This is a genomic window from Endozoicomonas sp. ALD068 (genome assembly GCF_049310145.1).
In the GTDB taxonomy this organism is placed as follows: domain Bacteria; phylum Pseudomonadota; class Gammaproteobacteria; order Pseudomonadales; family Endozoicomonadaceae; genus Endozoicomonas_A.
The window spans coordinates 173,917-200,774 of record NZ_JBLYNU010000004.1 but is presented as its reverse complement, the minus strand read 5'-3'; the positions used below and the strand labels follow the sequence as shown (position 1 = coordinate 200,774).

The following is a 26,858-nucleotide window of genomic DNA, read 5'->3' as shown; positions in this document are numbered from 1 at the left end:
TTCGAGTGGCTACGTTAAAGGCGAATGCACAATGAACAGTTTATTATATCCAACGGTCAAGAAAAAATTACATAACAAATCAATTGTTTGCTCATTATTATTTAATACGGGTTGGATTTATGCCTGTATGCTGTTGATAATAATGCCTGCCCGTTCCCAAACCCTTACGCCATTGAGTTCCAACCGGCTTTGTCCCGGAGTTGACCATATACTTCTGAAATTACAGTGTGGCACAGACCAGCATCCGGAATTCTCCGTTACCACCCGAACAGCTGCGGGTGGTTGTACGACACATTTTGACTGCTCTCGCACCCTTTATAGGCATAAGGATGGAACTCACAGATGCCTGGAGAAAACAGATAATGGCAGTGTTTCATGCCCGATATTAAATTACAGTTACACGGATGAGCGACAAAACATACCTGATTTCCAGCAGCTGGCAGCAGAAACCTATGAATTTCCTGATTATAACTGCGGTCATTCGATCAATCGTCGATGTCGTTGCTACGATCGCAACGATCGCTACGATCGCGATAAAGCAAATGCATTTTGCGTTAAAAAATATTCTTGCTCTCGTTGCTCCCCCTCTCAAAAAGGTTCTGTTAATGCCGGTTACAGTGATTTAATCATTAATACACTGATGCCTGAGGGTTTGATCGAATTTCATAACATTAAATGCTGTAGAGACAGGCACGATTCAGGTTCTTTTCAAAGTTCCACCGAGTCTGAGTGCAATGCATTTAAAAATATTAAATTCAATCATTCAGTGCCTGGGCATGTCTATCACCCGGAAATAAAATACTTCGAAAAAAAGCCTGTTTTATCATGGACGGCAACCTCTGATGCCGAGCTATTCATGATTAATTTTGATGGTGACAGCTACTATACAGAAAAAACAAACATCGTTATTCCAAATGCATTACGAAATTATAAAGGAAATATTACGATAACCTCAGTGACAATTAATGAAAAAACACAAACGCCATGCCCCGGAAAGGGTACTGAACTATTTTTTAATTCAACAGCACTTGTTACTTGGTTAATGGGGGTTGTTAACTCCGATTCCGGAGAAACAGAAATAACAGTAAGCAGGACATCTCCGGAAAAAACAAGCCACTCGTTATCCAGCTCGATACTGCCATCAGAAAATGAGTCAGCCAGATCATCATCAACAGGGTATTCTCCGATAATGTTCAAATTAATGACAGCGTTCATCATAAGGGTGTTATGTATTTAACAGGGAAAATAAAATCGAATATGGAATTGTCTATGAAGACAAAAAAATTAAGGAGCCCCATCGTTACTATCTGCCAGAATCTTATCGGCAAGGGCTTGGTTTCACTATGTCAAGGAGGCCGACTAAAAGTTCAGGCGATGTTGAAGGACTCCCTGGGTAAAATACCGGTTGATCCATAGTGGCTTCAATAAACTTTTATTTCACTGTTGAATTAACAGGTTTGCACTAATAGGTTCCTTCTGATCGGGAAAATGAATGGCAGGCTCTGCTTAGCTATAAATGAAAGCAGTGATCTTTTAAACTTATTTAGTGAATTAGACCTGCTGGAAGACCTTCAAGAAATAATAAATGAAATTTTAAAGTTAAGAGAAGGTGAAAAAAAATCACACATATAAGCCATATATCCTTTCCTTTCAAGGGGCAAAATTCTGACCTTGGAAGAAAGTCAGAAAAACTAGTGATAGCTTTTGGTTCTGCTTGTTATAGTTCACTGAAAATTATTTGCTCACAGTAAACGCATATCGCAGTCTTCTGTGTACGACGGATTATATGCTAGTTTAGAAACTTTGTAGATATTCTGACTTTTTACTGACAATTTTCGCTCATTTTTTGTTTTTGCAAATATACAGTGCTATTTTACTTGAACTAAGAAAACCATGAGATTAGTTCACTATGAGACTCATAAATACGATTTTACTGTTAATAATATGTTCAATTTCATGTAATTTGAATGCGACGGTACTTTCAGCTGCCTCTCGCTTCATCAAACTCTACGACAATGGATTTACAAATTCATTTCATAAAGGCGCAGACAGTCATCAAACATTTTTGAAAGCTTTTGACAGCCCTGGGTTTTCAGGAATGGAGCCAGCAATTCGAATGATGATAGCAGTACTTTCAAGTGAAACCGAACATGACTCAAAAGATCCAAAAGATCTATATCTTGAGCAATTAAAGGCATCACCAAAGGTTTCTTTACATCCTCATCCTAATTGTTTTAGTTTTACGATGTCTCTTGATCCTATATCTGGACCAGGTGGTGTGCTTGATGTTACATTTCAGAACATGCAAAAAAACAAATATTTAGAGGAGCGGTTGAAGCTTATCTTGATAAGAAAATTGAAAATAATTGATGAAAGTAGTGAATTTATGAAGTTATTTAGTGATTTAGACATAATGGAAGATTATCAAGAACTAAAGAGCGAAATTGAGGGGTTAAGTCAATCCGAATAAAAACATGACCTATATGGACCATCGTTCTTTCTACCCTTCCCCCGTCAATCCTGGCGGATGCCACTCTATATCTACCGCTTCGGAGCTGTGCATTACTACTCCGCCCATTAATATCAAACAGCAGGCTATACCTTTCTTAAACATGGGGCCATGATTTGATGCTCCGGAATATCAGGGTGCTACTATCAGTCATTGCAGTCGGCATATAGCTGAGGCGAGATAATATTATCGACTACTACTTCTGATAAGGCCGAAAGAACAGCCACTGCGACCCAGGACTAATTGTTGAGAATACAACCGACCATTTAGTAGGCTGGCATTTTTCCTTATACGTTGTCGTTACCTGCTCTGTTCTTTTTTATTTTTAGTGATCACTTTTATTTTGTATTCAGGTGCCCACATCAGCTCAACATCAACGGCGGCACTGGAAATAAACGACTCCAAATCTGAGTCCATTGATACACCCTGAACAATGCTTCCCCAGCTTATTGTTGCTTCTCCTTTTATGAAGTCACCCAGTGCCACTTTTTTTACTCCCTGCTTCCCAGCTAAATCAAATGACAACTGAAAGCCGCTGTCCCTGGAAAACTTGTCTTTACGCTTTATTTTTGTCTCGCCTTTGGCAGCATCGTAGACACCTGAAACTAACTCAATTTTACCCAATCAGGGCTTTTTATAAAGAGGGATGGCTTTAAAAGCTCGCTGCAATAGCAGCCACAGATACAACCAAAAGGCTAAAGACTCCCGCTGTTAAGGAAGCAGCGCCAGCAGTAGCTGTGCATGTCTTTCCGCTGCAAGTTCCACCTGAATTACAGACACATGTACTTGTCTGCAATTTTCCAGCTTTGCCGTCTTTAATGCTACATTCACCAAAGCAACCACAGGCTGTGCAATCGCTACAAGTCCAAGTGCCAACTTCTACGCCACCCAAGCTGACACCGTTGAACGTACAACCAGTTGCTTTCCCGCTAGACTCCCTTTTGCTTCTAGCAGACCGCTTACTAATATGTGTTGCTTGTTTATGAGTATTTCCGACACAAGCACCAGCCCCATCAGCCAGACAAACCACCTTCTCACCTGATATAACAGGGCTTCCAGGAGGTAGGTTAGTATCAGAGTGAAGCGGTTGGAACTGCCCCCCATGTTTCACCTCTATATCACCTAAGCGAACGGTTGCGTGCCCGACAGTAAGGCTCTCCCCCTGTTGCAGGAAATAAGCCCGTGGTTCATTACCAGAAGCAGCAAGCCCTGTAACAGAGAACAAGCTATTTGGGCTTACTGCTCGGTGTAGCGAAGCGGAAAGAATCCCTTTCGCTGTTTCATCGGTATTAATAGCGGATAGATGCCCAATGCTTTGTCGGCTGTTATCCAACAGGTTTACTGTACCACCCATACTAACCTGTTCAGCTATGGTTTTAGCGCAGGCTGGCGCAGTAGCAACATGGCCAGAGGAAAGTAAAAGACCTTGGCAGGGCAGGCTCTCAGAAGACGGTCGGACTTCCGAGATGGAGGACGACGAAAAGGAGACTAAATAATCAGGTCTAGTGTTGAGAACAGAGCTGGCATGTACTGACAAATAGCTCAGTAGATTTATAGCTAATATAAGAAAGCGAGAAACAGAGGAAATCACAAGCTACACTCCCGAAATGGTACGGAAACACAACAAACATCGCACTTCCAAAAACAGAGTAAAGAGAAAGAGCTAACACTATTCGTTCGCAGCGGAAATTATAGTCACTTATCAGGGCAGTGCTTTTCAATTATCCTCAAACCCATAAAATTCCAAAGACAAAAAACGACACAAAGGAAATTTAGCAAAATCGTCGTCAACCCTCGCCCAATCGGCTATCACTTAGTCACAAATTCTATACTGGGCTTAACCTCTCTGAGACGAGTCAAGACCATGCTTCCACTGTCTCCTCAACAATGAGGGTGTCGCAAAACTCCAACAGCTCGTTCCTATGCTCTGAGTTCGTCATTCCCGGCTTCATCTCGTCATTCCCGCGAAGGCGGGAATCCACACTGACTCTCCACCAGAACCATACTGCCCGGTGTCCCCCTGGCCTTGTCATCCCCGAGAAGGCAGAGATCCACCGTTGGCGCTGGATTCCCGCCTTCGCGGGAATGACGACTTCAGAGCGTGAGAACGAGCTGTTGAAGTTTTGCGACACCCTCCAATGGGCTGAACATACTTTCGAGTTGCGCAGAAATTAGGTGATAAACGTCGTGCAAAGAGACTAACCCGTGTAGCTGCTGAACTAGCTGCCCACACGGGCTCATCTTTAGCCTCCTCATCGTCGTAAAAACCAATGTTCACTTTCCGACGGATATTAACCGAGGAATCAGCTCAGGCTATAGATTCAACGATATGGCCAGCGAGGCTATGACGCCCAAAACATTGGTCGCTGGGATTGTATCCGCTGATGAAGTAGAAACCGCGTTGATACTGAAAGTCGCATTGGTAGTCGCATTGGTAATAGAAACAGAGGACTGAGGGCCAGTCATGCAAACAGCTGAGTCAAAGTAGAACTGACCCGTCCACCAGCCTTGAGGTGTTTGGCAAGTACAGTGAACTACCCGCCCCTGAAGGATGGAGTACATTGTGGTGCATGAGGTGGTGCACTTGCACCCCTTCTACAATGAACGCTTTAAGCAATTGATGACGCATTATATGCTGAACTGGCGGTCTTATCGGGATGAGCTGAATAGCTTGCCAGTGCAGTATGAGGATTGGGGGTATTGACAGCCATAGTTTGTGCTAACAAAGCCGGGCTGGATTTTGTTCATTATGTCCAAGATTGAAATTACTCAAAGAGAAATGGATCGTGCATTCAGAAGCCACCATGAGGCGACACGTCACCTACCATCATCGTGTAACCCTTCCAAACTGGTTTGCCTTTTTTACGCTGTTGAGTGTGGCTTGAAACACTTATTATTAAGCGTGAAAGGCATCAAACTTCTGAGGGTATCGATCATTACGGGTTTGAACACAACATTAACAAGATGTTGAGTCATCTTCGCTGTGGAAAAAAGCTGAGGCTACCTGTGAATATATCTCTTGATACGAGCAAACCGAATACTCACCGTGATACCGACCAGAGTAAGTTGAACCAGGTTTGGCGGTATGGCGTTAAAATTAAAAATCAGGCAGATCATACACATATCACTCAAACCCTCGAGAATATCTGTCATTGGGTTAAGTAGCAATATTAATGAACCTCTATAGCTGGCTGGATGCCGAACGACTGCTGGCATCCAAAACTCAGAACTTCACACACTTTCCTGAGGGTATAGCCGACATCCGTGCTTATAGTGAAGCGATCGAAATAGACCTTGAAGGTGACGATCAAACCCTTGCCTTCGATTTTGTAAAAACAGTATTTGGAAATAACTGGCATCATGATGAACGAAAAATTGAGCTGGCTTATGGCTCACAAAGCTCGATAGATGTTGAAATCATCACGGACTGTGAAGAACAGAACCCACGCCATCCAAGACCGCTTTGGCAAGACCTTGGTTATGATGGAGCAACGTCAATACTGCCAAAAAGCCCTGAACCTTTCGAAGGGAAGTGCAGGCTTGCAGCCTTTCACTCCTTTAAAGGAGGTGTTGGCCGCACCACTTCATTATTGACATGGTTTAAGGCGCTTCAGGTGAATTTCCACCATCGTGAAAGCAATCGTGGGAAATTAAAAGTGTTGCTTGTCGATGCTGATATTAAAGCGCCGGGGCTGACCTATTTGTTCAAAGACAGCGACAAACCGGATGTATCATGGATTCAGTTTCTGGAAGCCAGTCACTACCCTGCGGTTGATGAGTCAACCACGATTGCTACTTTTGCCAAAGAGCTTGATCGTTATACAAAAAGTGAAGCCGGTTTTGAATACTGCCTGCTCCCTGCCTTTTCCGATAGCGAAGCAGATATTGAAAAACACAGTGAAAGCAAATCGGGAATGGCTCAATTAATCAACATTTCTGTCCGACCAGAACACCTTGCCCGAACCTACGAGCAACCCTGGCGTTGTACCGATATGCTACAAAAGCTGGGAAATCAACTTCAGGCGGATTTGGTTCTGATTGACTTGAGAGCCGGACTCAGTGAACTCTCGAGCCCGCTGTTATTTGATCCGAGGGTGGAGCGATTTGTTGTGACCACTTTGGCCGAGCAGGCTATTAAGGGTACAGAATTCATTCTGAATCGCCTGACCTCTCTGGCCAATAATCGGGATTGGCGCAATAAATTTGGTGAAAAGACATTAGACCCTCGAGTCATCACCACATTTGTCAATGAAGAGTTCAAAAAAACCGATCAGTACAAAGCGGGCCTCGAACGACTGACTGCTGCGTATACGCCTGATATATACACTGATGATGCTAACGCCACTAACGGCCTTGAGATTATTGAGGCTGAATTCAGTTCTCAACTGTTGAACCTCGGGGCACTGGACAGCACACTTTCAGTTATAGAGCATGCAAGCCCACTGCTCAATGAAGGGTTAAACTGGGCCAAAGGCTTCTTTGATGCTGATTAACTAGCACATAGTTTCAATGAGTTTGATGTGAACAATCTCCGCTCAGGGTGAACGGAGCTTGAGTGTCATTAATAGAGGGAACCCATCAATTACATTGAAACCGTGTACTAGTGCAGCCAAGCCTTGATATCCATACAGGCCACTCGTTCCGATACTCTGAGGTCGTCATTCCCGCGAAGGCGGGAATCCAGCGCCAACAGCGGGTCTCTGCCTTCTCGCGGATGAAAAGGCCAGGGGGGCACCGGGCAGTATGGTTCTGGTGGTGAGTCAGTGTGGATTCCCGCCTTCGCGGGAATGACGGGAGTGAAGCCGGGAATGACGGGAGTGAAGCCGGGAATGACGAGAATGAAGCCGGGAATGACGGGAGTGAGGCCGGAAATGGCGGGAGGGGAACGGGTTTTGCGACACCCTCTGTTGCGTGGGAACGAGGGGTGTATGGATATCAGAGCTTAGCTGTACTAGCCATCAACTAAAAAGCCTTGATTCCGACCAGCACAGGGAAGCTCCGCAATGGCTGAGCAATAATAAAGTCAGCAGCCCTCTGGGTATTTGTATAGAATACTTCAGTTCGCTGAATTTTGGTAGAAAGCACTTCCTGCCTGGGGAGCCGATCTATGAGCCTGCATACCAATCTGGCAGGAAGGTTAAGGAATACCAATCTGCTCAAGAGTCATGGACTTTTCCCGGTTTTTGAAGCCGTCGTTAACTCTCTGCAAGCTCTTGAAGAAAACAATAATCTGCTCACAGGCGGCACTGTGACACTAAAAATACTACGTAGTCAGCAGGCTTCCTCTGGGCTTGACGACTCTGAGCGCTGCTCAGAAATAGTCGGCTTTGAAATTCACGACAATGGCATAGGCTTCAACGAAGAAAACATGGCATCGTTTGAAACCCTTGACTCTGATCATAAGATAGGAAAAGGGTGCCGGGGAGTTGGGCGTCTATTATGGCTCAAAGCATTCGACAGAGCGGATGTTACCAGTGCTTTCAAATCAAACTCATCAGGTATCGTTAAGCGGCAATTCTCGTTCACTGCTGCTCAGGGGATACAGACTCAGGATCCTGAGCCTGACCCGAATGGCGAAGGGCCTTTCTCTATCCTCACCTTATCTGGCTTCGATAAAAAGTATCGTGATGCCTGCCCAAAAACGGCGACCAGCATCGCTAATGCTTTATTAGAACATTGTCTTTGGTATTTTGTCAGAGAAGATTCTGTACCCCGCATAACTATAAAGGATGGGACAGAAACTATTGCCCTGGAAAACTTGTTTGATCAGTACATGCATAGCAAAGCCAGTAAAGAAAGTATCGATATAAAAGGCTATGCGTTCAGGCTTACCCACATAAAATTTCATGCTTCGACCAAAAAGAAGCACTCTCTCGCCCTTTGCGCGGCTAACAGGCTGGTGCAGGAAATTCCCATTAGTCATCAAATCCCGGGGCTGTTTGGCAAAATATCGGATGAGGCTGGTGAGTTCATCTACACCTGCTACGTTTCATCCGACTATCTGGACGACCATGTTCGTCCAGAGCGCACTGCATTTGATATAGCGGATGATATAGAGGGTATTCTTGAGGATGTCGAAGTCAGTTTCAAAGATATGCAAAGTCATGTTCTGGCCAGAAGCAAGCAGTACCTGAGCAATTATCTGAGTGAAAACCTGAAAGGTCGTGAGAGAATCAACGAGTTCGTCTCAGAAAAAGCCCCCAGATACCGACCGGTAATGCACCTGATCAATCAGCAGGAGTTTTCTGTTGACCCCAGAATAAGCGATAAAGAGCTTGATACATTGTTGCATAAACAGTATTCCGATATTGAGCGCCAGTTGCTGGCAGAAGGTCACGAGATAATGAATCCGGCCATTGAAAGTGACATGGATTTATATCAGAAAAAACTGAAAGCATACCTCAAAAAAGCAGAGGATTTTAAGAAGTCAGACCTGGCCAGCTATGTCTCTCATCGACGTGTGATTCTTGATTTGCTAGAGAAATATATTGGACAAATGGACAACGGGAAATATGTGCATGAAGAGCTGATTCATCAGCTTATTATGCCTATGCGGAAAACCTCTGAAGAAGTCTCCACAGATGCCTGCAACCTCTGGCTTATTGATGAAAGACTGGCTTTCCATGATTTTCTGGCCTCCGATAAATCACTTCGATCCATGCCCATTACCGATGATAGCTCTACGAAAGAGCCTGACTTGTGTGCACTGAACATTAACGACAATCCCATTTTGGTTTCTGAAAAAAAATCAATGCCCTTAGCCTCTCTGACAGTGGTTGAGATCAAGCGACCTATGAGGAATGATGCCTCAGAGGGAGAAGATAAAAACCCTATTGAGCAGGCTCTTGGCTACCTGAAGCGCATCCGTGAAGGTAAGGTAAAAACCACATCAGGCAGACCTATCAGGAACAGTCAGGAAATACCCGGCTATGTCTACGTCATTAGCGACCTGACCCCAACCATGGTAGAACGATGCGAGCTGGCGAGCCTGACCGAAACCTATGATGGAATGGGTTTCTTTGGTTATAACAAGCCTCGAAATGCTTACATTGAAGTCGTTTCTTATGATCGCCTGCTGCAATCAGCAAAAGAGAGGAACCGGGCTTTCTTTGACCAGCTCGGCTTACCTGCGTAAGTTCGACTACTCACCCGGCAAAGGAAGTCGAAACCAGCGGCACACTCCGGGTGGCAGTCGGTGAGATTGATGGAGAAACCGACGTTTGAAACTTATTTTCAAACTGGTTAATACTCTGAATAAGAATATTCAGGTCATCCTGTTGAATGCTGCCATCTCTATAACGAATACCGGTCAGGCGCGGCTGGTCAAAACTGTCTTTTCCTGATTTGGATTTCCCGGTGATATAAAACAGGTCTTCTACTTCCTTACCCTCATGTTTGAATTTGACTCCAACTTGAACAACGCCAAGACTTTCCGTTAAAGTGATGTCATTGATAGCTACATCGCCAAAATCCAATTCCAGATTGCCCTCTCCCAATACTTGTATAAGGTCTAAGCCGCCCCATTGTTCGTATTGATAAACCATTTTCCCCGGGGACCGATGCCTTATATGGTCATCCCCAGCCCCCGATTCAACCCGCCCATTTAAGGCGGATGAGCCCAGCTCAAAGGTGTTATCAAGGTCATCTCCCTTTAATAAAACATCAGTCTTACTGTTCCATTTAAAATCCCTGATCTCTTTAAGAAGCACGTTCAAAGTCTGACCAGAGGTAACCTGTTGCGGATCAAGATCAAGATCGACCTTAACTGTCTGATTGTACTCGGTTGCCATTGCGGCCGCCGGGCCCTGGCACGGCGTGTAACAGTTAATGGCTTCTCCATAAGAAAAGGGTGTTAACTCGGTTATATTGTAATTTTTGCCCCCTTCGGTATCCCATACTAAACCTGTTACATTACAAGGCAAAAAGCATTCAGTCTGGTTGAGCAAAGAAGAAGAAACAGTCGGGATAGGAGAGGCACCAGTAGGCACCAGAGGCAAGCAAAGCGCAGAGCAGTTTCCCAATACCGACCATTGATCACCCAGAGGAACCTGCAGTTGCGGTGCCTGCTGATAATGAACCAACTCGACCGAACTTTCATTGCACTGAAGCCTGTTGTACGAAAAATGACGTTTATTACTGATACTCAAATCCTTCCCACCGCCTGCAGGCAAGCCACTGGAAAAACATGGGAGGGATTCAAGCCTTTTGAACTCAGGCTCAGTGGAGTTTGCCCTGACAAGCAGATTTTCCACCCCCGGTATCTTGGGTAATTCAGGCGCCTCCTGTTTAAGAACAGTCAATGGAAAATCAGGAAACTCAATAGACTCAACACTTGGCTTTAATTGGGTAGGAGTCGGTGTTGGCTGAGTAATCTGAGTGCTTTTTGTGGGAGTAAGCCGATTTACGACAGTAGCAGCAGGCTTTGAAGTTGCCAGTACCGGAGTGACGGTGGTCACTAAACTCGCAGCGTCGGGGCTAACCTCTGGCTCCGTTAATTCAGCATCCTTCCGAAAATTTTCCAAAGATTTCATGCTTTGGTTCTCAACAAAGTCGGTATGATCCAGAGTTAAGCGCTGCTGACCCACGGTGACAGTCTTTGGCCCGCCCCCTTTGACCACCACACCCAGCTCAGGGGAATCGATTCGTTTTAACCGAGTCAACTTTCCGCTGGGTGTTTCTGCCAGCAAAGCTGCGGTTCTGGCGTTAACGCTGCCAGCCACCAAAACCACCGCGTCCAGCCAACCTCTGGCACTGTCCCCAATCTGCGTTCTGCTGCGTAAAGCCCTGGGCAAAGGAGCAAGCACTTCAGACTGGATAAGCTGGCCATTTTGATAAATCATCAAATCGTTCTGATTCTGGGACACCAGCAGGTGCGTTTTTTTGCCCGGTGGGAAAAAGTCATTGGCGTCAATCCTTCGTTCTTTCCCTTCAGACGACAATACCCTTATAACCAGATCCTTCCCCTGACTGACCAGCAGGGTCATTGCCCCCTTGTCGCTGTCCGTCAAGTCAGAAAAATCAAACAACTCAACCTCGGCAGATCCAGACACATCTCCAGACACATCTCCAGACACACCAGGACTGACAAGACAGGACAGTGTCATCTGTCCCCCCGTCAGAATATTCTCAAACGTTGTTGCTGGCTCAAACTTTTGCACCATCAGGTCGGACAACTTGATGCCCGGATAGTTAAAATGGACGTTCTCAAGCCCGGTTCCATCTTCCTTGCAGGAGATAGTCACCGAGTTCCAACCGGTATCCAGCAGTCGCACAGTTCCGGTGTCACCAACGACAATGGTTTCAAGCTTGCCCCCGGTTTTAACCTGCACATCTCCCAGGGTAACCGTTAACTGTTTCACCTCCGGTGGTGGGATAAATTGGCCAGAACCGGATACCTGCCAGTGGATAGACTCGAATCCGGACACTGAGCCTTTTACCTGCCCATCCACAACAATGTGCTGTTGGTTAACAATAAACGACGTACCGACGGAGACTTTGGGGGCAAGCACCAGCGAATCATAGCCCTCACCGCCGCCGAGATAACCCCAGCGTAAATCCGTTACCGTGAACTGATCATCACCGCCCAGCCCAAAAAAGGCACCTGTCTCCCCTGATGAGTGCCACTTGTCAGCACCCGGAGTACCCAGACGTACTATACAGTCTGACGAGGACGCAGCAATGTCAGTCAACGGGCAGAACCCAGCTGTTTTCTCAAACACATTACGGGCACTAAGCTGCAGCAAGTGCTCATCACTGATGTCCTTGTTTGACCCGGAAAGCAACACCTGTCCGTAGGCCCGGGCCAACCCGCGCCAATCCATGGCCGACAGGGAACATATTGCCTTTGTCCCTCTGGTGGGCTGAACGGTTGGGCAGCTTAATGTGACCAGCGGATCATTCTCATAATTATCCCAGACAACCGGCCACAACTGGCCCAGCGTCATTCCCAGGGGAAAATGGTTCCCGCCAAAGAACAGCAGCAACTGTCCCTGGCGTTCCAGCACCCTGACCTCCTCAAGTCTTGCCTTGTTGAGGATTTGTGAGGGTTGTGGAAAATCGCGGGTGAGCGACCAAATGTCTTCCAACCGCAAAACTCTATGATCCAGCTCAATGCGCTCAACCCGATCCGAATGGTTGCTATTAAAATAATTCTGATATCGTCTCCGATCCGAAACGCTGGTCAAAGAAGTCGTTTTCAGGCTTTCGCCATCCTTGAAAAGATAAATCATCAGGTCATCATTCTCTTTACGAAAGACAACCTGACTATCTTGATTAACGTTCACCACCAACAAATCGGCGCGCCCCGGCGCCTCGACAATCTCACTGTAACCATCGCCCTGCTGAAACAACCCTTTTTTGCTGTTTTTATCCGCAACAAAGACCTGTCGTCCATCCGGTTCAGGAATCATACCCGGCAAACGTTCAATAGACTGGAGCCAGTCACGAACCGTATCCTGACCATCAAGGTAGTACCTGGCACCCAACTCCAGATAGTCAGGATAATGAGTCAGAGCCACTTCAACTGAATCACACTCAGACGACAGCTTCACCAGGTTTCCGCTGGGGGATTTGGCCAGCTGACTAATGGCCTCATCAGCCATCGGATGATCGACCACCATCAGCCCGGCAACGGTCAAGGTTGCGTTACTGGGATTCTGAGTGCTCACCGCCAGCGCTTCCCGACCCAGAAAATTCACGGGCCTGATCATCCGTTTTGGCACATCAACCCTAACGCCTTCCAAAACGTTTTTCCCATCTTTATAAATGCCCACCAGGCCCTCACGATTCACCCGCAGCGCCAAATGCAGCCACTGGCCATCCTGAAAAAAATCAGATACCCGCCCATGAAAGCTGGTTTCAGCAGCAGCGTCGGAAAGGGTCAGTTCCAGATCATCACGGCCCGTTTTATCTACCCTGATGCCATGACGACCAACGTCATCAGCAAAATAAATAATGGGAAGCAAGGCCTGATCCAGACCAGAAACCCGCAACTGCAAGGACAGTGTCATGGCTCCACCCGTCAATAAGCCGGGTATTTCCAGCCATTGACTTCTTTCAGTTAACTTCCGTGCATTTTTGAAGCCTGCACTATTTTCACCAGAGAGGGGCCCGCCATGGCTGACCAGTTGCCCTGGCTCAACGGACTGCCAGGAAATGGACCTGAGCTGTTCTGGCGGAGATGGCAAAGAGAGCCCGAAGGTTTGTGATTGATCCGGATCAAAACTGACAAAAACCCTGGCCCCTTCACCCACAGCAAGCTGGTTATGGCCTGGCCCCGGGTAGACATCCGCTGTCGCATTGCGAACCAGGAAAGTATCGTGCCCCTCTTCACCGAAGAGCTTGTAGTGGCAGCCAGAAACTCCTTCCGTCTGGTTGGGTTTCCGGCAGCCCAGTGCCATCAGGTCATCATTGCCGATGCCTGCATGAAGCACCGGATCGTCAGCCTCTGCAATCAGGATGTTGTCCAGACGGGGATCCTTTATCAACCGGTCCTGATAAAAAAGCTTTAAATCTTGCTTGGTCAGGGGAGCCGCAGACGTTTTGTTGCCTTTTTCAGTATCCTCAATGCGCAGATAAGGAAAATGCTGATGGAGTGCTTCGACAAAATGCCCGGTGTCCAGGCTGCCATCAGGACGAACCCTTCTTGGCACAGCGTCCATGGTGATGTTTACCCAGTACTGTCCCTGGTCTTGAAAGGCCAGCTGACTGAAATTCCCATTCAGTACCAGCCCAATATTCTTAGAGGTGGCCCCTTTGCCTCTGAGCATCAGCATATTGCCATTATCCGGGTCAGCAATCTCTGAGCCCCTGGCTTGCCAGTCGATGAGATAAAAATCCTTGCCTTTATCGCCCATCAACCGGTCAGGACCCTGATCCGCAATCATTTTATCATCGCCAGGGCCGCCATAATGAACATCGGAACCTGGCCCACCCACGGTGGTAGTGCCCAGGCTATCGTTACGAAGGCTGGCATGGAGTATGTCATCGCCTTTGCCACCGTTCAGGGTTGCTCCCTCTGATAGATCCACCAGGCGGTCATTGCCATCAGCCCCATTGGCTAAATGTTCGGCCAACGTCAGGAAAAGGACATCGTCACCCTGGCTGCCAAACAGGTTTTCAATGTCGTATAACTGATCTTTGATGCCTCGCGATCTGGGTAAAGTCGAACTCTCCTCATAACGAAAAACGACAAAGCCTGAACGACAGGTGACCGAAACATTGGCTGACCTGCCAAGGGTGTCGTCATTTGGACAAGGCAAGCCGGCCTGTTCGACATAGTCTGACCAATCCGGGTCAAACCAGTGGGTGCCATTAAACCCGCCCTGACCGTCTGACAGTGCCTGATAATCCTGTAAAATCATAATACCCGTGGTACCGGGGGGTAATACCAGGGCCTGATAATCGACGGTATCCGTGCCATTGCCGCCAGAAACCAGGTGGGTTCCCTCAAACAGTAGAAAGCGATCGTTGCCTTCCCTGCCATGGACTTCCTGGTTGTCGCCTGCCCGGGGAGTGAAAACATTATCAAGCTCATCGCCGTAAAGAGTATCGCTACTCACACTGCCGGTGATCCGCTCAAATCCCGCGACATGAAATAGCTCCCCGGTTCCAACCCTGGCCTTGCCCGCTTCCAGATCTAACCAGACGCCCTGACGAGTTTCAAACACCAGGGTATCAATGCCGTTACCACCATTGAGGCTGGGTTTTACCGCCTCCTGCCCGGAATCCAGAACAATAACCAGATCATCGCCTCCGCCCATATCCACAGTGTCGTCGCCACCGCCCGTGGTATATTGCTCGTTATCGTCCGATCCGGAATAATGATCGCTATTGCCAGTACCAACAATATGGTCAATTCCGGTAAACTGATCTGAAAATGATTTGTCTGGAGATTGTCTGTTATTGGCTTTCCATGTATGAAGAACTCTTCCGCTGGCCATATCCACCGAAATAGCATCCAGCGTGTAGGGAATGAAGGGCCGACTTTTCAGCCAGGTCCGGGTCGTCACCTGATACAAAAGCGTGTCGTATCCGAGGCCGGCGGTGATGGTGTTATCTCCCATTCCTGTAGAGAACTGGTTATCTCCGCCCATATCAATTAAACGATTATTACCGCTGCCCCCGATAATTCTATTATTTTCATCGGGGTTTCCGGTAATCCTGTCATCACCGTCCTGAGCGACCAGGGTCGTTACATCTCGCACCTGCAAGCGCCCATCTTTTTTGTAGGTTAAATCGATGGTCACTGATGGCGAATCAATCGTTGAGAATTCGACCGACCATTGAGTAGGCTGGCATTTTTCCTTATACGTTGTCGTTACCTGCTCTGTTATTTTTCCATCTTTAGTGATCACTTTTGTTTTGTATTCAGGTGCCCACTTCAGATCAACATCAACGACGGCACTAGAAATAAACGACTCCAAACTTGAGTCCATTGATACACCCTGAACAATGCTTCCCCAGCTTATCGTTGCCTCTCCTTTTATGAAGTCACCCAGTGCTACTTTTTTTACTATCTGCTTCCCAGCTGAATCAAATGACAACTGAAAGCCGCTGTCCTTGGAAAACTTGTCTTCACGCTTTATTCTTGTCTCGCCTTTGACGGCATCGTAGACACCTGAAACTTTTAGCTTTAATACATTATTCGCAAGATCCACCACCAGGCGGACAGGTGCAAAATCCAAGCACTGGAATTTCGTCAGGGGCAACGATGTCGGTTTAACAAAATGTTCAAGTAAAATAGATTCTAAGAATGACAACACTGGAGACTTCGTTGTTGGCTGTGTGCTCGGAACAACGACAGAAGTCGGCAGCCGTTTGAATTTCAACGTAACAATGGGCCGCAGAGTACTGATTAGCTGATCCCTGCCTCCTCCGCCCTGAATCAGATGCTGGGTGTGAGTGGTATCCGAAAAATAAATTTCATCATTGCCTTTGCCACCCTCGACAGTATGATGCCCAGCCTTCAGGAAAACCTTATTACTCCCTTCATGCAACCGCATTGTCGTGGTTCCACCATCAGCCAGTACGGTGTCATCACCCCCGTAGGTATACACTATGTTATCGCCAGCCCGGGGAATAAAGGTAGTGCTTTCATCATTCCCCTTCATGATATCGTCGTGATTTGATCCCTCAAAGATTTCGACATTGACATACACATCACCATACGACAATTGACTTTTATCTCTGGTGAGGTCGATGGTCACTCGCTGGTTACTTTGTGCATATGAGACCCTGTCAACACCTGGGCCGCCGTCGACGTATTTCCGGCTTTTCTCTGAGGCCTTAATAGATATGGTATCCCGCCCGGCTCCGCCATAGACTTCATCAAACTCACTCCCGGTGACAATCTGGTCATCGCCAGATGATCCCTTGAAGAAATTACGGCCACTCTTACCTACCATCAGATTGTTCTGGTCATCTCCGATTATTTTGGTGCTGTAAGCACTGCCAACTACGTTTTCAATATTTTTGACCTCCCCCTGGGTTCCGATAAAATCCATAAGACCCGCGTAAAATCGAACCACCGGGTTATTAAGGTGAGTGTAACGCCTGCTATTACTCTTATCGTAAAAGGATTTAAGGTTGGCATATTCAAGCAACTGTGTATGATTAAACTCAATCAGGCGATCCTTTTTATCATTCAAAAAGTACATAGTGATTGAACGATCCTTCTTCTCCTCCTTGAGCCCCTTGGTATGTATATACAGAGCTCCCTCGTACACTTGGTTTTCTTTAATATAATCAATGCCCGCCACTCCATAAAAAACACAGCAATTTTCAAGAGTTTTATATGCTGAACTGTCTGCACAACGGGTCTTTTGATGAAGCAACTGACAACCGCCACCGGGCATTTTTTTTTCATTTACAACCCCATAAATTCGTCCTTTTGCATCAGCCTTCAGGCTGTTGTAAGAATGATGACGATGCTTATCCACATTCAGGGCAAAGATGTCTTTTTTAGACTGGGACTTATAAAGCTTTTTGTGCTCTTTAGCTTCCCAGTGCTTAACTTCCTCTCTGCGAAGAAGGGCGATAACAACATCACCCACTTTATAAACTTCTTTTGCAGGGAGTTCTTTGAAAGGTTGAATATCAGTACCAATTTCACTGAACGGCACCACATCCTCATCATCAGGGCAACCTGAACGACTTCGGGATATGTCAGTTTTACCTTTGCAGTTTTTCAGACTGGAATAACTATGAACCAGGAAGGCCGTGGGGTCACCTGCATAATTGATAAAGTTAATACCTGAATCGTGAACCCGCAGGCTATCTTTACCTTTCTTCTGCAAACCATACAGGTCCTTCAAGATACCGAAGTCATTGCCCTCCTGCTTTTTCCGCTCTAACAGTTCAACCAACCGGTTGGTGAACGTTTGTTTTGAGAGATCTACCTCAAACAGATAGGGGAAACCATCCTGCCCCGTTTTCAGCGCTTCCTGATTAAACCTGGCAACCACACCAGAAGAACTAAAGGTTGCTTTTTCATAGCAGAAGACGCAGTGATATTGGAGCTTTGAGAAATCATCAATCTTCCGTACCCCCAAATCAGTTTTCAGGCACTGTACCTGGTACATGCCCTTAAAATGGGTCTCAAACACAGGGCTGGGCAAGACCAGAGTGTCCTTACCGGCCTCACCGTCAATAACAGCAAACCCGGTACCGGGGCTTATTTCATCGTTACCTTTCCCTCCCTCCTGAACTACTTTACCGAGAGTATGCACGAGCCTGTCATCACCGGCACCCCCACTCTGAAACACTCCCCCCACCAGCAGGTCATTACCAGCGCCACCGAAGGCTTTCCCCTGGTGCATCTCGAGGAAAATCTTATCTTCGCCCCCCAGTCCATGAACTTCTTTATCGCCTTTTGCCACCACATAGTCGTCTTTATCCGTGGTGCGCGCCAACAGCTTTTTGGACAGTGCATCCATATCCCAGATTTTGATGCCTTTTTCACCGCTGCTCTCTAGATCCCTGACGACCTGGTGTCGTAAAGTTCGCAAATCCACTTCATAGGTTTTAAAGCGATCTTTAAGATGCTGATCTGCCGTTTCCCTCCAGGCAAATCGGCTATAGCCTTCCTCTGCTGCGTCCCCGGCCAACTTATCGATAAAGTCTGTAAACGCCTTACTCGTCATCAGGGCATCAAAGTCCTGACGGGCATTGGTGGGCGGGATAAAAAGACCGATGATGGTCTGAACCAGTCCAAGCAGGGTGGAAATGATATCCAGTAAAAAACCAACCGGTGCCAGAATCACCGAGGCTTCCATAACAGTACTGACCGCATCCAAAGCAAGACCAATGCAGTCCAGTGCAGCATTCACTGCATAAAATGCCACCTGGGCACTATTGCCTGCCTCACTGGCATCCTTCGCAGCCATGACACTGGAAGCCAGGGCGGCCGCACCTGCCGCCACGGCAACAAAGCCTCCCACCATGGGAACAAATCTGGCCAACCGGGATGTGGTTTTCGCCGATAATTTGATGGCGCTTTTCCCTACCAGCCTTGGCGCATTTTCAATGGCCGCACCGGCAAGACCCAGCCCTTCATCGGCAAAGCCGGCAGCTTTGGACAGTGCCGAGTGCGCTGTTCTGGACAAAGCGTAAATGCTGCCAGTGTATCCCAGTGCCACCCCGGCAATCCCCGTGGCATAGGTTTCTGGTGACAGATAGTCCCGATATTTATTCAAGTTGTACAGCGACACCGAGCTTTGGGCCAGGCCGGTTATCCCCATACCCACACCGAACGCCATCTGACCCTTGCCAAACCAGGGCTTGGCGGACAGTTTTGCCTGAACGTTCTGAAATTTTTTCAGGGTCAGGGATTGGTCAACCTTGTGTTTCCTGAGCCAGCGGTCAATCATGTTTTCCCGCAAAGCTCCAGCCTGTTTCAGGGCATCACTGCTTTCATGGCTGCCTTTTTGATCCACCATGGACTCGACAATGGCCTTGAATTCGTCGCTGCCCTTGATAGCCTCCCTCAAGTCGCTGATGTCTTCCTTAAATCCTGCCTCGCTGTATATCTTCAGAACGCTGTCTATGGCTACGTCCACAGAACTGGCTTTACCCGTCGACAACAAGTTCACCAGCTTGCTCATCGCCTTCTGCTGGAGTTTGCTGTCATCTGCGGGGCTTATGGCTGAAACGGCTGCAAATCTCTGGTTGGCAAAGAGATTAATGGTTTTCAACAGCTCTGCCGCCTTGCCCTCAGTCCCCGTAGCCATCAGCTGCTGTCTAAGCGACTCCAGCTCCCTGCTGGTCAGGGCTTTATCCAGCTCATCATCCACCTTGTCAAGGGTTTGGATGGCAGAGCGACCACAGCTCTCACCCGTAGCCCTGCGACAAATAACCTTGGCTATATCCGGCTCCGGCTTGGGCAGGTTCAGTGTTCTGCTAAAAGCATTAAGCCGTTTGCGAAAAGGCTCCTGGCCGATATTCCAGTCGCTCTCATCGCCGGACATGGTTTGCAGTAATTTAACGCTGTTTGAAATTCTCTGATTCAGTAATTCAACGCTGTTCGAAATTTTCTGTTTCAGTAACCGCGCACTGTCTGCACTGTCACTACTGCCAAATGCGTCCAATTCTCTTACTAACCCGGCGGCTGTTTCCAGACGATCCAGTTTGGCCGCCACGTCCAGGCGGGCTGGCATTACCCTGACCCTGTCCGGATCGTTGATCGCGAGACCTTCAGGATTATTTCGAACCCCGAGAGCTACCAGACTATCGGTATGTTTTCCGCCAATCGCCTTGTCCAGCTCCTTAAAAAGCTTTAAGGCACCAACAGCCACCAGCCCCTGTGTCTTTGTGGTGCCAATAACCATTCGGTTTTGCCGGGTATCCACCCAGGAGGCATCCAGAGTCAGAGTCGGATTTAAGTCCAGTTTAACCCGTGTTCCCCGGACATCCAGCGACAATTTCTCTACACCAGTCAGCCTGCTTAAAGCGTCCACCCGCCGGCACTGAACGTCTTCAAGGCGTTCATCTGCTGCCAACTGCCCGGCAATATCATTGAATTCAAGTTTCAGCAGCTCAGCAGCCAGTTTAGAACGCGCTTGCCATTGGCTCTGATCCGCAACAATGCCTGTTTTTTGCTCATCACTGACCCAATCAATCAATGCCTGCCCAAGTCGGTTCCGATCAATGGGACCCAGCTCACCGATTCTTCTGGTAATGTCTTCAGAGCTAACATCGCTGAAAACCGTTTCCAGATTCTTAATAAAGGCCAGAGTTTCTGAATCTGAGCCACCAATCCCCGACTGCCGGGTTAATTGCAATAATCCATCCACTTCCTCTGACTCAAGGTTTTGCCTGGCGGCCACTCGCTCGATATCGACACTCACCATGCCAAACACCTGGTCACCACTCTTTATCAATGGCTGGCGTTGCTGTTCGTTAATGGCTACCGGGTCAATGACAGAGCCGCTGGTTCGCGGGCTTAGCGACATGGGCTCAACAGGTAACTGGAACGCCTCCCCTTTTTCCACCCTGCGCGACAGAGTTTCCGCAAAAACGCTGTACACGGTTTTATCAAACAGACGACCCTTCTTTAGAGCATTTTTATCAATATTGGCAACATCAGTGATGCGACGCACAGCCGATCTCATAGCCTCAGTGAAAGAGTCAAAACGGCTTTTTTTATTCAGTGCCTCGCTCAGCTCTATCGCTGCATTTTGCGGTAACTCGCCGGCCACCGCATCACTGACACCCGTCAAGGGCATGAACCCTGCGGGAAAATCAGACGTCACTTGTCTGTCAATTTTAGTAATGCTTTGAAACAGGAAGTTGGTAAACAGGGACTTAATATAAGATCGATACTGGCTATCAACCGGCGTATACCTCTTCGCCAGTTCCTCTGCTTCTAAACGACACTTGGCAAGCAACCGTTGTTTACTGTCACTGGGCATCAGGCTATCCAGGCCAGACAGCGGGCTTCCCCAGGACTGTAAATTGACGAACACCCGATCCTTGACCGGTGACCCTTTGGGGGACCTTGGTTCAGCATCAATAAAATCAGGTAGGGAAGTCTTGATTTTTTCAATCAGCTCATTGTTCACCGCTTTAAAGCGCAGCTGTTTGCCTGAAGTCTGTTCCACCAGTTGTTGGTTAACACGCTCAAGATTTTGAACCAGATAGCGACCATTCGCCTGGTCATCATGCAGCGTTTTGGTTAACAGCTGGCTGACCGTTTCCACTTCCAGACCGGTAACGGCTTTAAACGACTCAGGATCACTGATTTCCAACCGCAGAGAGTCGACAGCGTCCATCACCAGTCGCGCATAAGGCTTGCCACCCTTTTCTGGAGGCATTTCAGCAACAATAACCCGTCGTTTAAATGGATCATAAGCTCCCTGTTCATTAATCGTCAGGCGCAGTCCCTCTGCCACCTCAATGGCTCGAACCACAAGTTGCTCATCGCCATTGGCTATGGCGTCCGAGGTTTTCTGCCCAATAGCGGGCAACCCCAGACCCTCCCTGATGCGGTTTTCATACTTGAGCTCGCCACTGGCAGGCAACAGCTCAGGAAAAATACTGGCCAGCCTGGGAAACAGCTGGGTGCTATCACTGACTTCAGCTCCGGGCCTGATGGTTGACGGGTCTATTTTTATTGTCACAAACCCGTTTTGTCCCTGGTAACGCTCAAGGCGTAGATTCTGGTCGCTGGTGGTGTCCAGCGTCATCAGAACCCTGGCCTGATCGGGAATAACGCGGGAAACTTTTCCTCCGGCTGCCTGGGAAATCTGCGGGAGGTCACTCAAAGAAACAGGCCGGGCCAGATCAGTGACCAATGGGGTTAAGCGTTTTTTTAATGCCTTTCCTTCATCGGTACTTTTGAAAAAAAGCGCCAGCGAATGACGCATTTTTTTTAATACCCGAAGGCGATCAGCTTCCTGGTCAGCCGATCCTGGGGGAAGGTGAAAGAGAATGAACCTCAGTTCCGGATCAGAAGCAGTGAATAACCGGCCTGCCTCCGGCTCCCCTGTTGAGGGATTCAGTTTGCTGTCTATTGCTACAGCGTCCTGAATGTGACTGACGGTGGTTGTCTCACCGAAAGGCACGATCCGCACATTCTTTGGCACACTGCTTACATCCGGTTGCTCGCCATCACTTTTAGCATTTTGTAGAAGAACCCCGTACTGACCACTGTCTTTCATCCTGACCAACCAGAAACGCTGGTCCTCTCCCGAATTGACGACTTCCGTTGTCTTTATATTTTGGGGGTTTTGCAAAAAGGGGCTGAGCTGAGACCGTACCAAGGCGGCTTTATCAAGGTTCAAAACCAGACGGTCACTGCCTGAATCAGCCTCCGTCCTGACCAGCCTGAACTCAGCATTGGCATTGTCAATCAGCAGCTTAAACCCCAGCCGCTCATAAGCGGCGGGTTCACTCCTGAAAACAGGCTGTATCTGTTTACTGTCATAATGACTGATGGCGAATTCAAGAGGTTGCCTGCCACTGTATTCAAACTCGGAAGGATCGAGAACCAGCACTGACTGGCCGGACGATGGAAATTCAACCCGCGCCAGGCCATCATTTCCTCTGACCTGCCTTAGCACTGAGTTCAATGCGCCTGTCATGGCTATAAGCGTTTTTTCCTGGCCTGAAACCCCGTAGTCTTTCATTCGGGTCAGATGCTCAGGACCTATGGCTTTTAACAAGGCGTCTACTTTTTCCCGGTCGCCATTAACCGGGTGATTCAGGGCTTCATAAGTACTGGTAACCGCAAAAATAAAGCGGGCACGCTCCTGTTCCGGCATCTCACCAAAGTATTGAAAGGCCTGGGCAAACACCTGCCTGAGCTCTGCTGACGGTAAACGGTTAAAGACATCCCTGAAATCAGCAACCGTGCCGGGGCGAATTTGCCAGTCGTGTTCCTGACCGACCAGCATCTTGTGATAAAGGCTGTCTGCCGTTGACCTCAATACCGGCAACGGGTCATAAAGAGCGGTTAAGCCAACGGTATCGCCGAGCTTATCCAGAAATCGGTTATTTTGATTCCAGATAGTATTAACCAGAACTCTTCTGGGGTCAGTGGTGGCTTGTTCTGACGGTTGCCCGTCAGTGTAACTGGCGGCCAGGGCTAGCGGGTAAAGGGTTTTAACGAGGCCAGGAAGGTTCTCTCCCTGGGCTCGGAGGGTTCCCAACTGCACTCGCACTGGCCGGGCCGGGTCATCCCGGTCATACATAAGTACCCTGCTCTCAACCGGCGACCACTCTGGCATCAATTCAATGCGGATACCCCTGCCAACATTCAAACCAAGGTTTTCCCCGGCTTTTATGCCCAATGCCTCCAGTTTTTCCGCTATCCCCCTTTCTGAAAACTGGCGGACAATCTCGTCAATATCCAACTGCAACTGATGCTTGATCAGGCTTCCAGATAACAGTGCCTGCCTGTAACGGTTTTTATCAATCACCAGAATCGTTTTGGGCAGGAGAGCTTCCCTTGTTATTTTGATCTCATTAAGGTCAGGGCCATCATAGGTTACCCGGTAGTTGCTCTTGTCCCTGTCATAGGCAAGGTCGTCCCTTACACCCACCGTCAGGGTTTTCAGACCGTTCTGATCTTTCCGCTCAAAATCCCTCATGGACCTCTGGGCATCAAATTCCAGCCCGATGGTCTTCCCGTCAGCAGTATCAAACCCGGCAGGAGGCGTTTTAGAAAGCGCGTGGAGTTGCGCCAGCCTGATAACCTGTTCACCGGTATCTTGCTGACCATAAAGCAGATCGGAGTGTAACTCACGGGCCCGGCGCTTGATCAGCTCAGCCAGCAAATCTTGCCTGCTGGCATCACCGATAAAGCCAGGGTCTTGTTTCCGGCTCAGGTCAATGAAAATGTCTTCCACTTGCTGGATGCGCTCATCCGTCAGGCCGACAACTTTGTCCCGCAGAATTTCATGAAAAAAATCGGCCTGATTAATCCCGTTGTAATTCACCGCTGTGTCCGCCAGGCCTAAAATAAAGTCCCGGGTTGCCTCGGGCTTAGTACCCAGGGCATCGGGATTCATCATCAGTGCCAGCCAGCCGGCCATGCCGGAACTTTCCGGTGATTGCCGGATCAGTGAGAGTATCTGCGATTGAGTATGCCTGATTTCTATTTTAACGTGATGTTGACCATCAGCCGTCTTCACAATCGGTAGTCTGGAGCCTGGGTTAAGCGTTCCGATATTGATCAGCTCACTTGTGCCTTTCCCGATAGGAAAAACACGGCGGCTACTTAAAATATCCGAAGAGGGAATCGGAACCCGAAAAGCGCCATATTTCTTTCTTATCACAATGGCTTCCAAAACGCTTTCGAGCCGCTCCTGTAGCATGGTTTTTTTCAGATCTGGAAAGGTTATTTCCTCGGAAAATCCCGACACAATATCCTGATGTATCTTATCCGTCAGGTTTTCAATAGTCTCCCGGGAAAAATAACGATCCAGTGTGTCGACTTCCTTTTTACTTAGAATGGAGGTAATTGCCTCGACTTCCCCAAACCTGAACAGCAAATTCACTCTCGTTTTTTTTGTTTCCTTAGGATCAGGCGCTCCATGGACGATACGTCCTTCGAAGAACAAATGGACAAGGAAAGACCTTATATTCTCGGTGACCTGACCCGTATCAATGCGTTTTGCGTATTCATGAGCCAGGACCTGGGCATTCAGGAAATCGGGGAGCACTGATTTTAGGCCGTCTGGATAAATAAGATCGGCCATCATGGTAAACGGGTCACCAATGGCTCGATAATTGGCATTTAATGTTCCCTGGTCTCTGACAGTCCACTGTTCCCGTTGTTCGTTACGAGTGAACCTTATGTTTTCAAGTGGGGTATCGCCAGAAAAATAAGGATTAGGACGAAGCTTGTAATCTGCGGCCTCATCACCTAATGACTCCAGGCTTTTATTAAACCGGTCAACAAATCCCTGCACCGACTCCGCTCCGTCCTGGGGAATCGCCTTGAAGCTTTTTTTCAGCTTTGCCATAACCCGGTAGTAGGTTTTCTCATTATACTGATCAAGGGTCAGAGGCGCGGTGACGACCTCAATGATCGCTCCACCAAGATGGGTATCCGTTGAAATATTGAGAAGAGGGTAGCCCCAAGAACCTAATTTCGAATAGGCGAGGCTCCTTCGTTTGTCTGCGTCCAGGAGGGAACCATCTTGTTCATTAAGGACGTGTATATTGAGATACTCTCGCTCAAAGCCAATCCGGTTGGGTTGGTTATCCCTGGCAACAGGAGCAATAACGGCCTTGGCTTTTAGTTCTCCATACACCTGCGCGAAAGATTTAGGAATATCGTCAAAATAAAGGTAATAATTCCGGAGTATTTCGTTTCTGATATCAATGGGGCTCAGGTTTTCACGGCTATTGAGTACCTCTTTGGCAACTTCTTCCAGGCCTCTGCTGCCTATACCTTTACCGGCGACAGGGGCAGTCGCGGCCATTATTTCCATAGCGACTTTGGGGAAGTTGTAGCTATAGTTCAATTGACCAAATGCTTTACCCAGCGTTGGGTCGACCAGCAAGCGGGTAATTGAACCAGATACGCCCGGCTTGTTGCCTTGTCCAGCCTTAGGGTCGAAGGGTAATACTCGTCTTTTCCTTTCCCCGGACTGCAACTTGGCAAGGCTTTCCGGAGTCTCAAGAACCAGTATTAACTTGAGTTCTTCTGGAAAACGTATCTCAGGCAGACCGGGATCCAGGTCACTTAACTTTTCAGGATGAGCCAGCCTCCCTGTCAAGTTTTGAAGGTATTGATTGAAACGTTTGCCGATCTCATTATTGCTTAAATAATAAATCAGCTTGTCTGTGAACCGGTCAACAAAATCATCATACTTATCACTGTCTGTAAATTCAGGTGAATTGGCCAGTATGCCAATCGTGCCGCCACTTTCCTCAATGACAGCCAGGTAAGATATTTTTTCTGAATCACTTCTTGAATCAAAATCACTGGCGGCTTCAGCTGCTTTTAAAAGAGCATCGGGGGTTTGCCCGGAATCGAACAGGACAACATCGCTGGCGTCTCCAGTATTAATCCTGACACCAAATGAATGGAGCCCGTCGGGCTGTTTTAAGTAAACCCATCGGTCATCCTGTTTTAGCGCAACGGATGTCCTGTCATTGCCATCAATAGTAAAAATCTTATTACCGGTTAGCTCGATTTGATCAGGAAGCCGATCAAATCGTTCATAATTTGCCAGGATAAAATTCTGGATCGCTGATATTTTTTTCGGATCATTCGGATCATCCACCTTAATTATTTTTCTCGCTCCCCCATCATCTGCCCAGGAGCTGACCCTGAACCCGTCAGCCTCTTTTACGACAATGATATTCAGCTCTGAGCGCAGCAGATAGAAGGGTATTTTTT

The 26,858-nt window shown here is 47.8% G+C and carries 10 protein-coding genes and 1 pseudogene (1 of these 11 running past the window's edge); 7 read left to right on the top strand and 4 right to left on the bottom strand.

Annotation, left to right across the window (positions count from 1 at the left end):
- Positions 1-31 precede the first annotated feature (31 nt).
- Positions 32-1,237 (top strand): hypothetical protein, encoded by a 1,206-nt coding sequence (locus tag ACO6V5_RS00760; RefSeq protein WP_422409700.1) that lies wholly within the window; start codon positions 32-34, stop codon positions 1,235-1,237.
- Positions 1,238-1,909: 672 nt separating this feature from the next.
- Positions 1,910-2,470 carry a hypothetical protein gene (locus ACO6V5_RS00755; RefSeq protein ID WP_422409698.1) on the top strand — a complete coding sequence of 187 codons (561 nt, stop codon included), beginning with the start codon at positions 1,910-1,912 and terminating at the stop codon, positions 2,468-2,470.
- A gap of 339 nt (positions 2,471-2,809) precedes the next feature.
- Here the strand turns inward: ACO6V5_RS00755 and ACO6V5_RS00750 are convergent, their stop codons facing one another.
- Positions 2,810-3,133, bottom strand: a complete 324-nt coding sequence (locus tag ACO6V5_RS00750) for a hypothetical protein (protein ID WP_422409696.1) — start codon at positions 3,131-3,133, stop codon at positions 2,810-2,812.
- A gap of 1,232 nt (positions 3,134-4,365) precedes the next feature.
- Positions 4,366-4,641: a hypothetical protein gene (locus tag ACO6V5_RS00745; protein ID WP_422441948.1), complete on the bottom strand. Its 276-nt coding sequence runs from the start codon at positions 4,639-4,641 to the stop codon at positions 4,366-4,368.
- A 48-nt stretch (positions 4,642-4,689) separates the two neighbouring features.
- Here ACO6V5_RS00745 and ACO6V5_RS00740 point away from each other — a divergent pair.
- The 3 genes and pseudogenes from ACO6V5_RS00740 to ACO6V5_RS00730 all read left to right on the top strand — a co-directional run.
- Positions 4,690-4,773, top strand: a pseudogene (locus ACO6V5_RS00740) (hypothetical protein); the annotation flags it as partial.
- A gap of 287 nt (positions 4,774-5,060) precedes the next feature.
- Positions 5,061-5,213, top strand: coding sequence for a YgjP-like metallopeptidase domain-containing protein (locus ACO6V5_RS00735; RefSeq protein ID WP_422409692.1), 153 nt, complete (start codon positions 5,061-5,063; stop codon positions 5,211-5,213).
- 469 nt (positions 5,214-5,682) lie between these two features.
- Positions 5,683-7,002 (top strand): KGGVGR-motif variant AAA ATPase, encoded by a 1,320-nt coding sequence (locus ACO6V5_RS00730; RefSeq protein ID WP_422134822.1) that lies wholly within the window; start codon positions 5,683-5,685, stop codon positions 7,000-7,002.
- Positions 7,003-7,109: 107 nt separating this feature from the next.
- Here the strand turns inward: ACO6V5_RS00730 and ACO6V5_RS00725 are convergent, their stop codons facing one another.
- A complete protein-coding gene (locus ACO6V5_RS00725; protein ID WP_422134823.1) occupies positions 7,110-7,244 on the bottom strand; it encodes a hypothetical protein in 135 nt (44 codons plus the stop codon).
- A 30-nt stretch (positions 7,245-7,274) separates the two neighbouring features.
- On the opposite strand from ACO6V5_RS00725, the gene ACO6V5_RS00720 reads away from it, so the two are divergent.
- Together ACO6V5_RS00720 and ACO6V5_RS00715 are read left to right on the top strand one after the other, a co-directional pair.
- A complete protein-coding gene (locus ACO6V5_RS00720; RefSeq protein WP_422409690.1) occupies positions 7,275-7,475 on the top strand; it encodes a hypothetical protein in 201 nt (66 codons plus the stop codon).
- Positions 7,476-7,616: 141 nt separating this feature from the next.
- The gene (locus ACO6V5_RS00715) at positions 7,617-9,644 is read left to right on the top strand and encodes an ATP-binding protein (protein ID WP_422409688.1); all 2,028 of its coding nucleotides are present in this window, start codon (positions 7,617-7,619) and stop codon (positions 9,642-9,644) included.
- A gap of 10 nt (positions 9,645-9,654) precedes the next feature.
- Here ACO6V5_RS00715 and ACO6V5_RS00710 read toward each other — a convergent pair whose 3' ends face one another.
- Positions 9,655-26,858: the 3' portion of an anthrax toxin-like adenylyl cyclase domain-containing protein gene (locus ACO6V5_RS00710; protein ID WP_422409686.1), read on the bottom strand. 12,658 nt of this gene lie beyond the right edge of the window; the window shows 17,204 of its 29,862 coding nt (coding positions 12,659-29,862); the start codon falls outside the window, past its right edge; it ends in the stop codon at positions 9,655-9,657.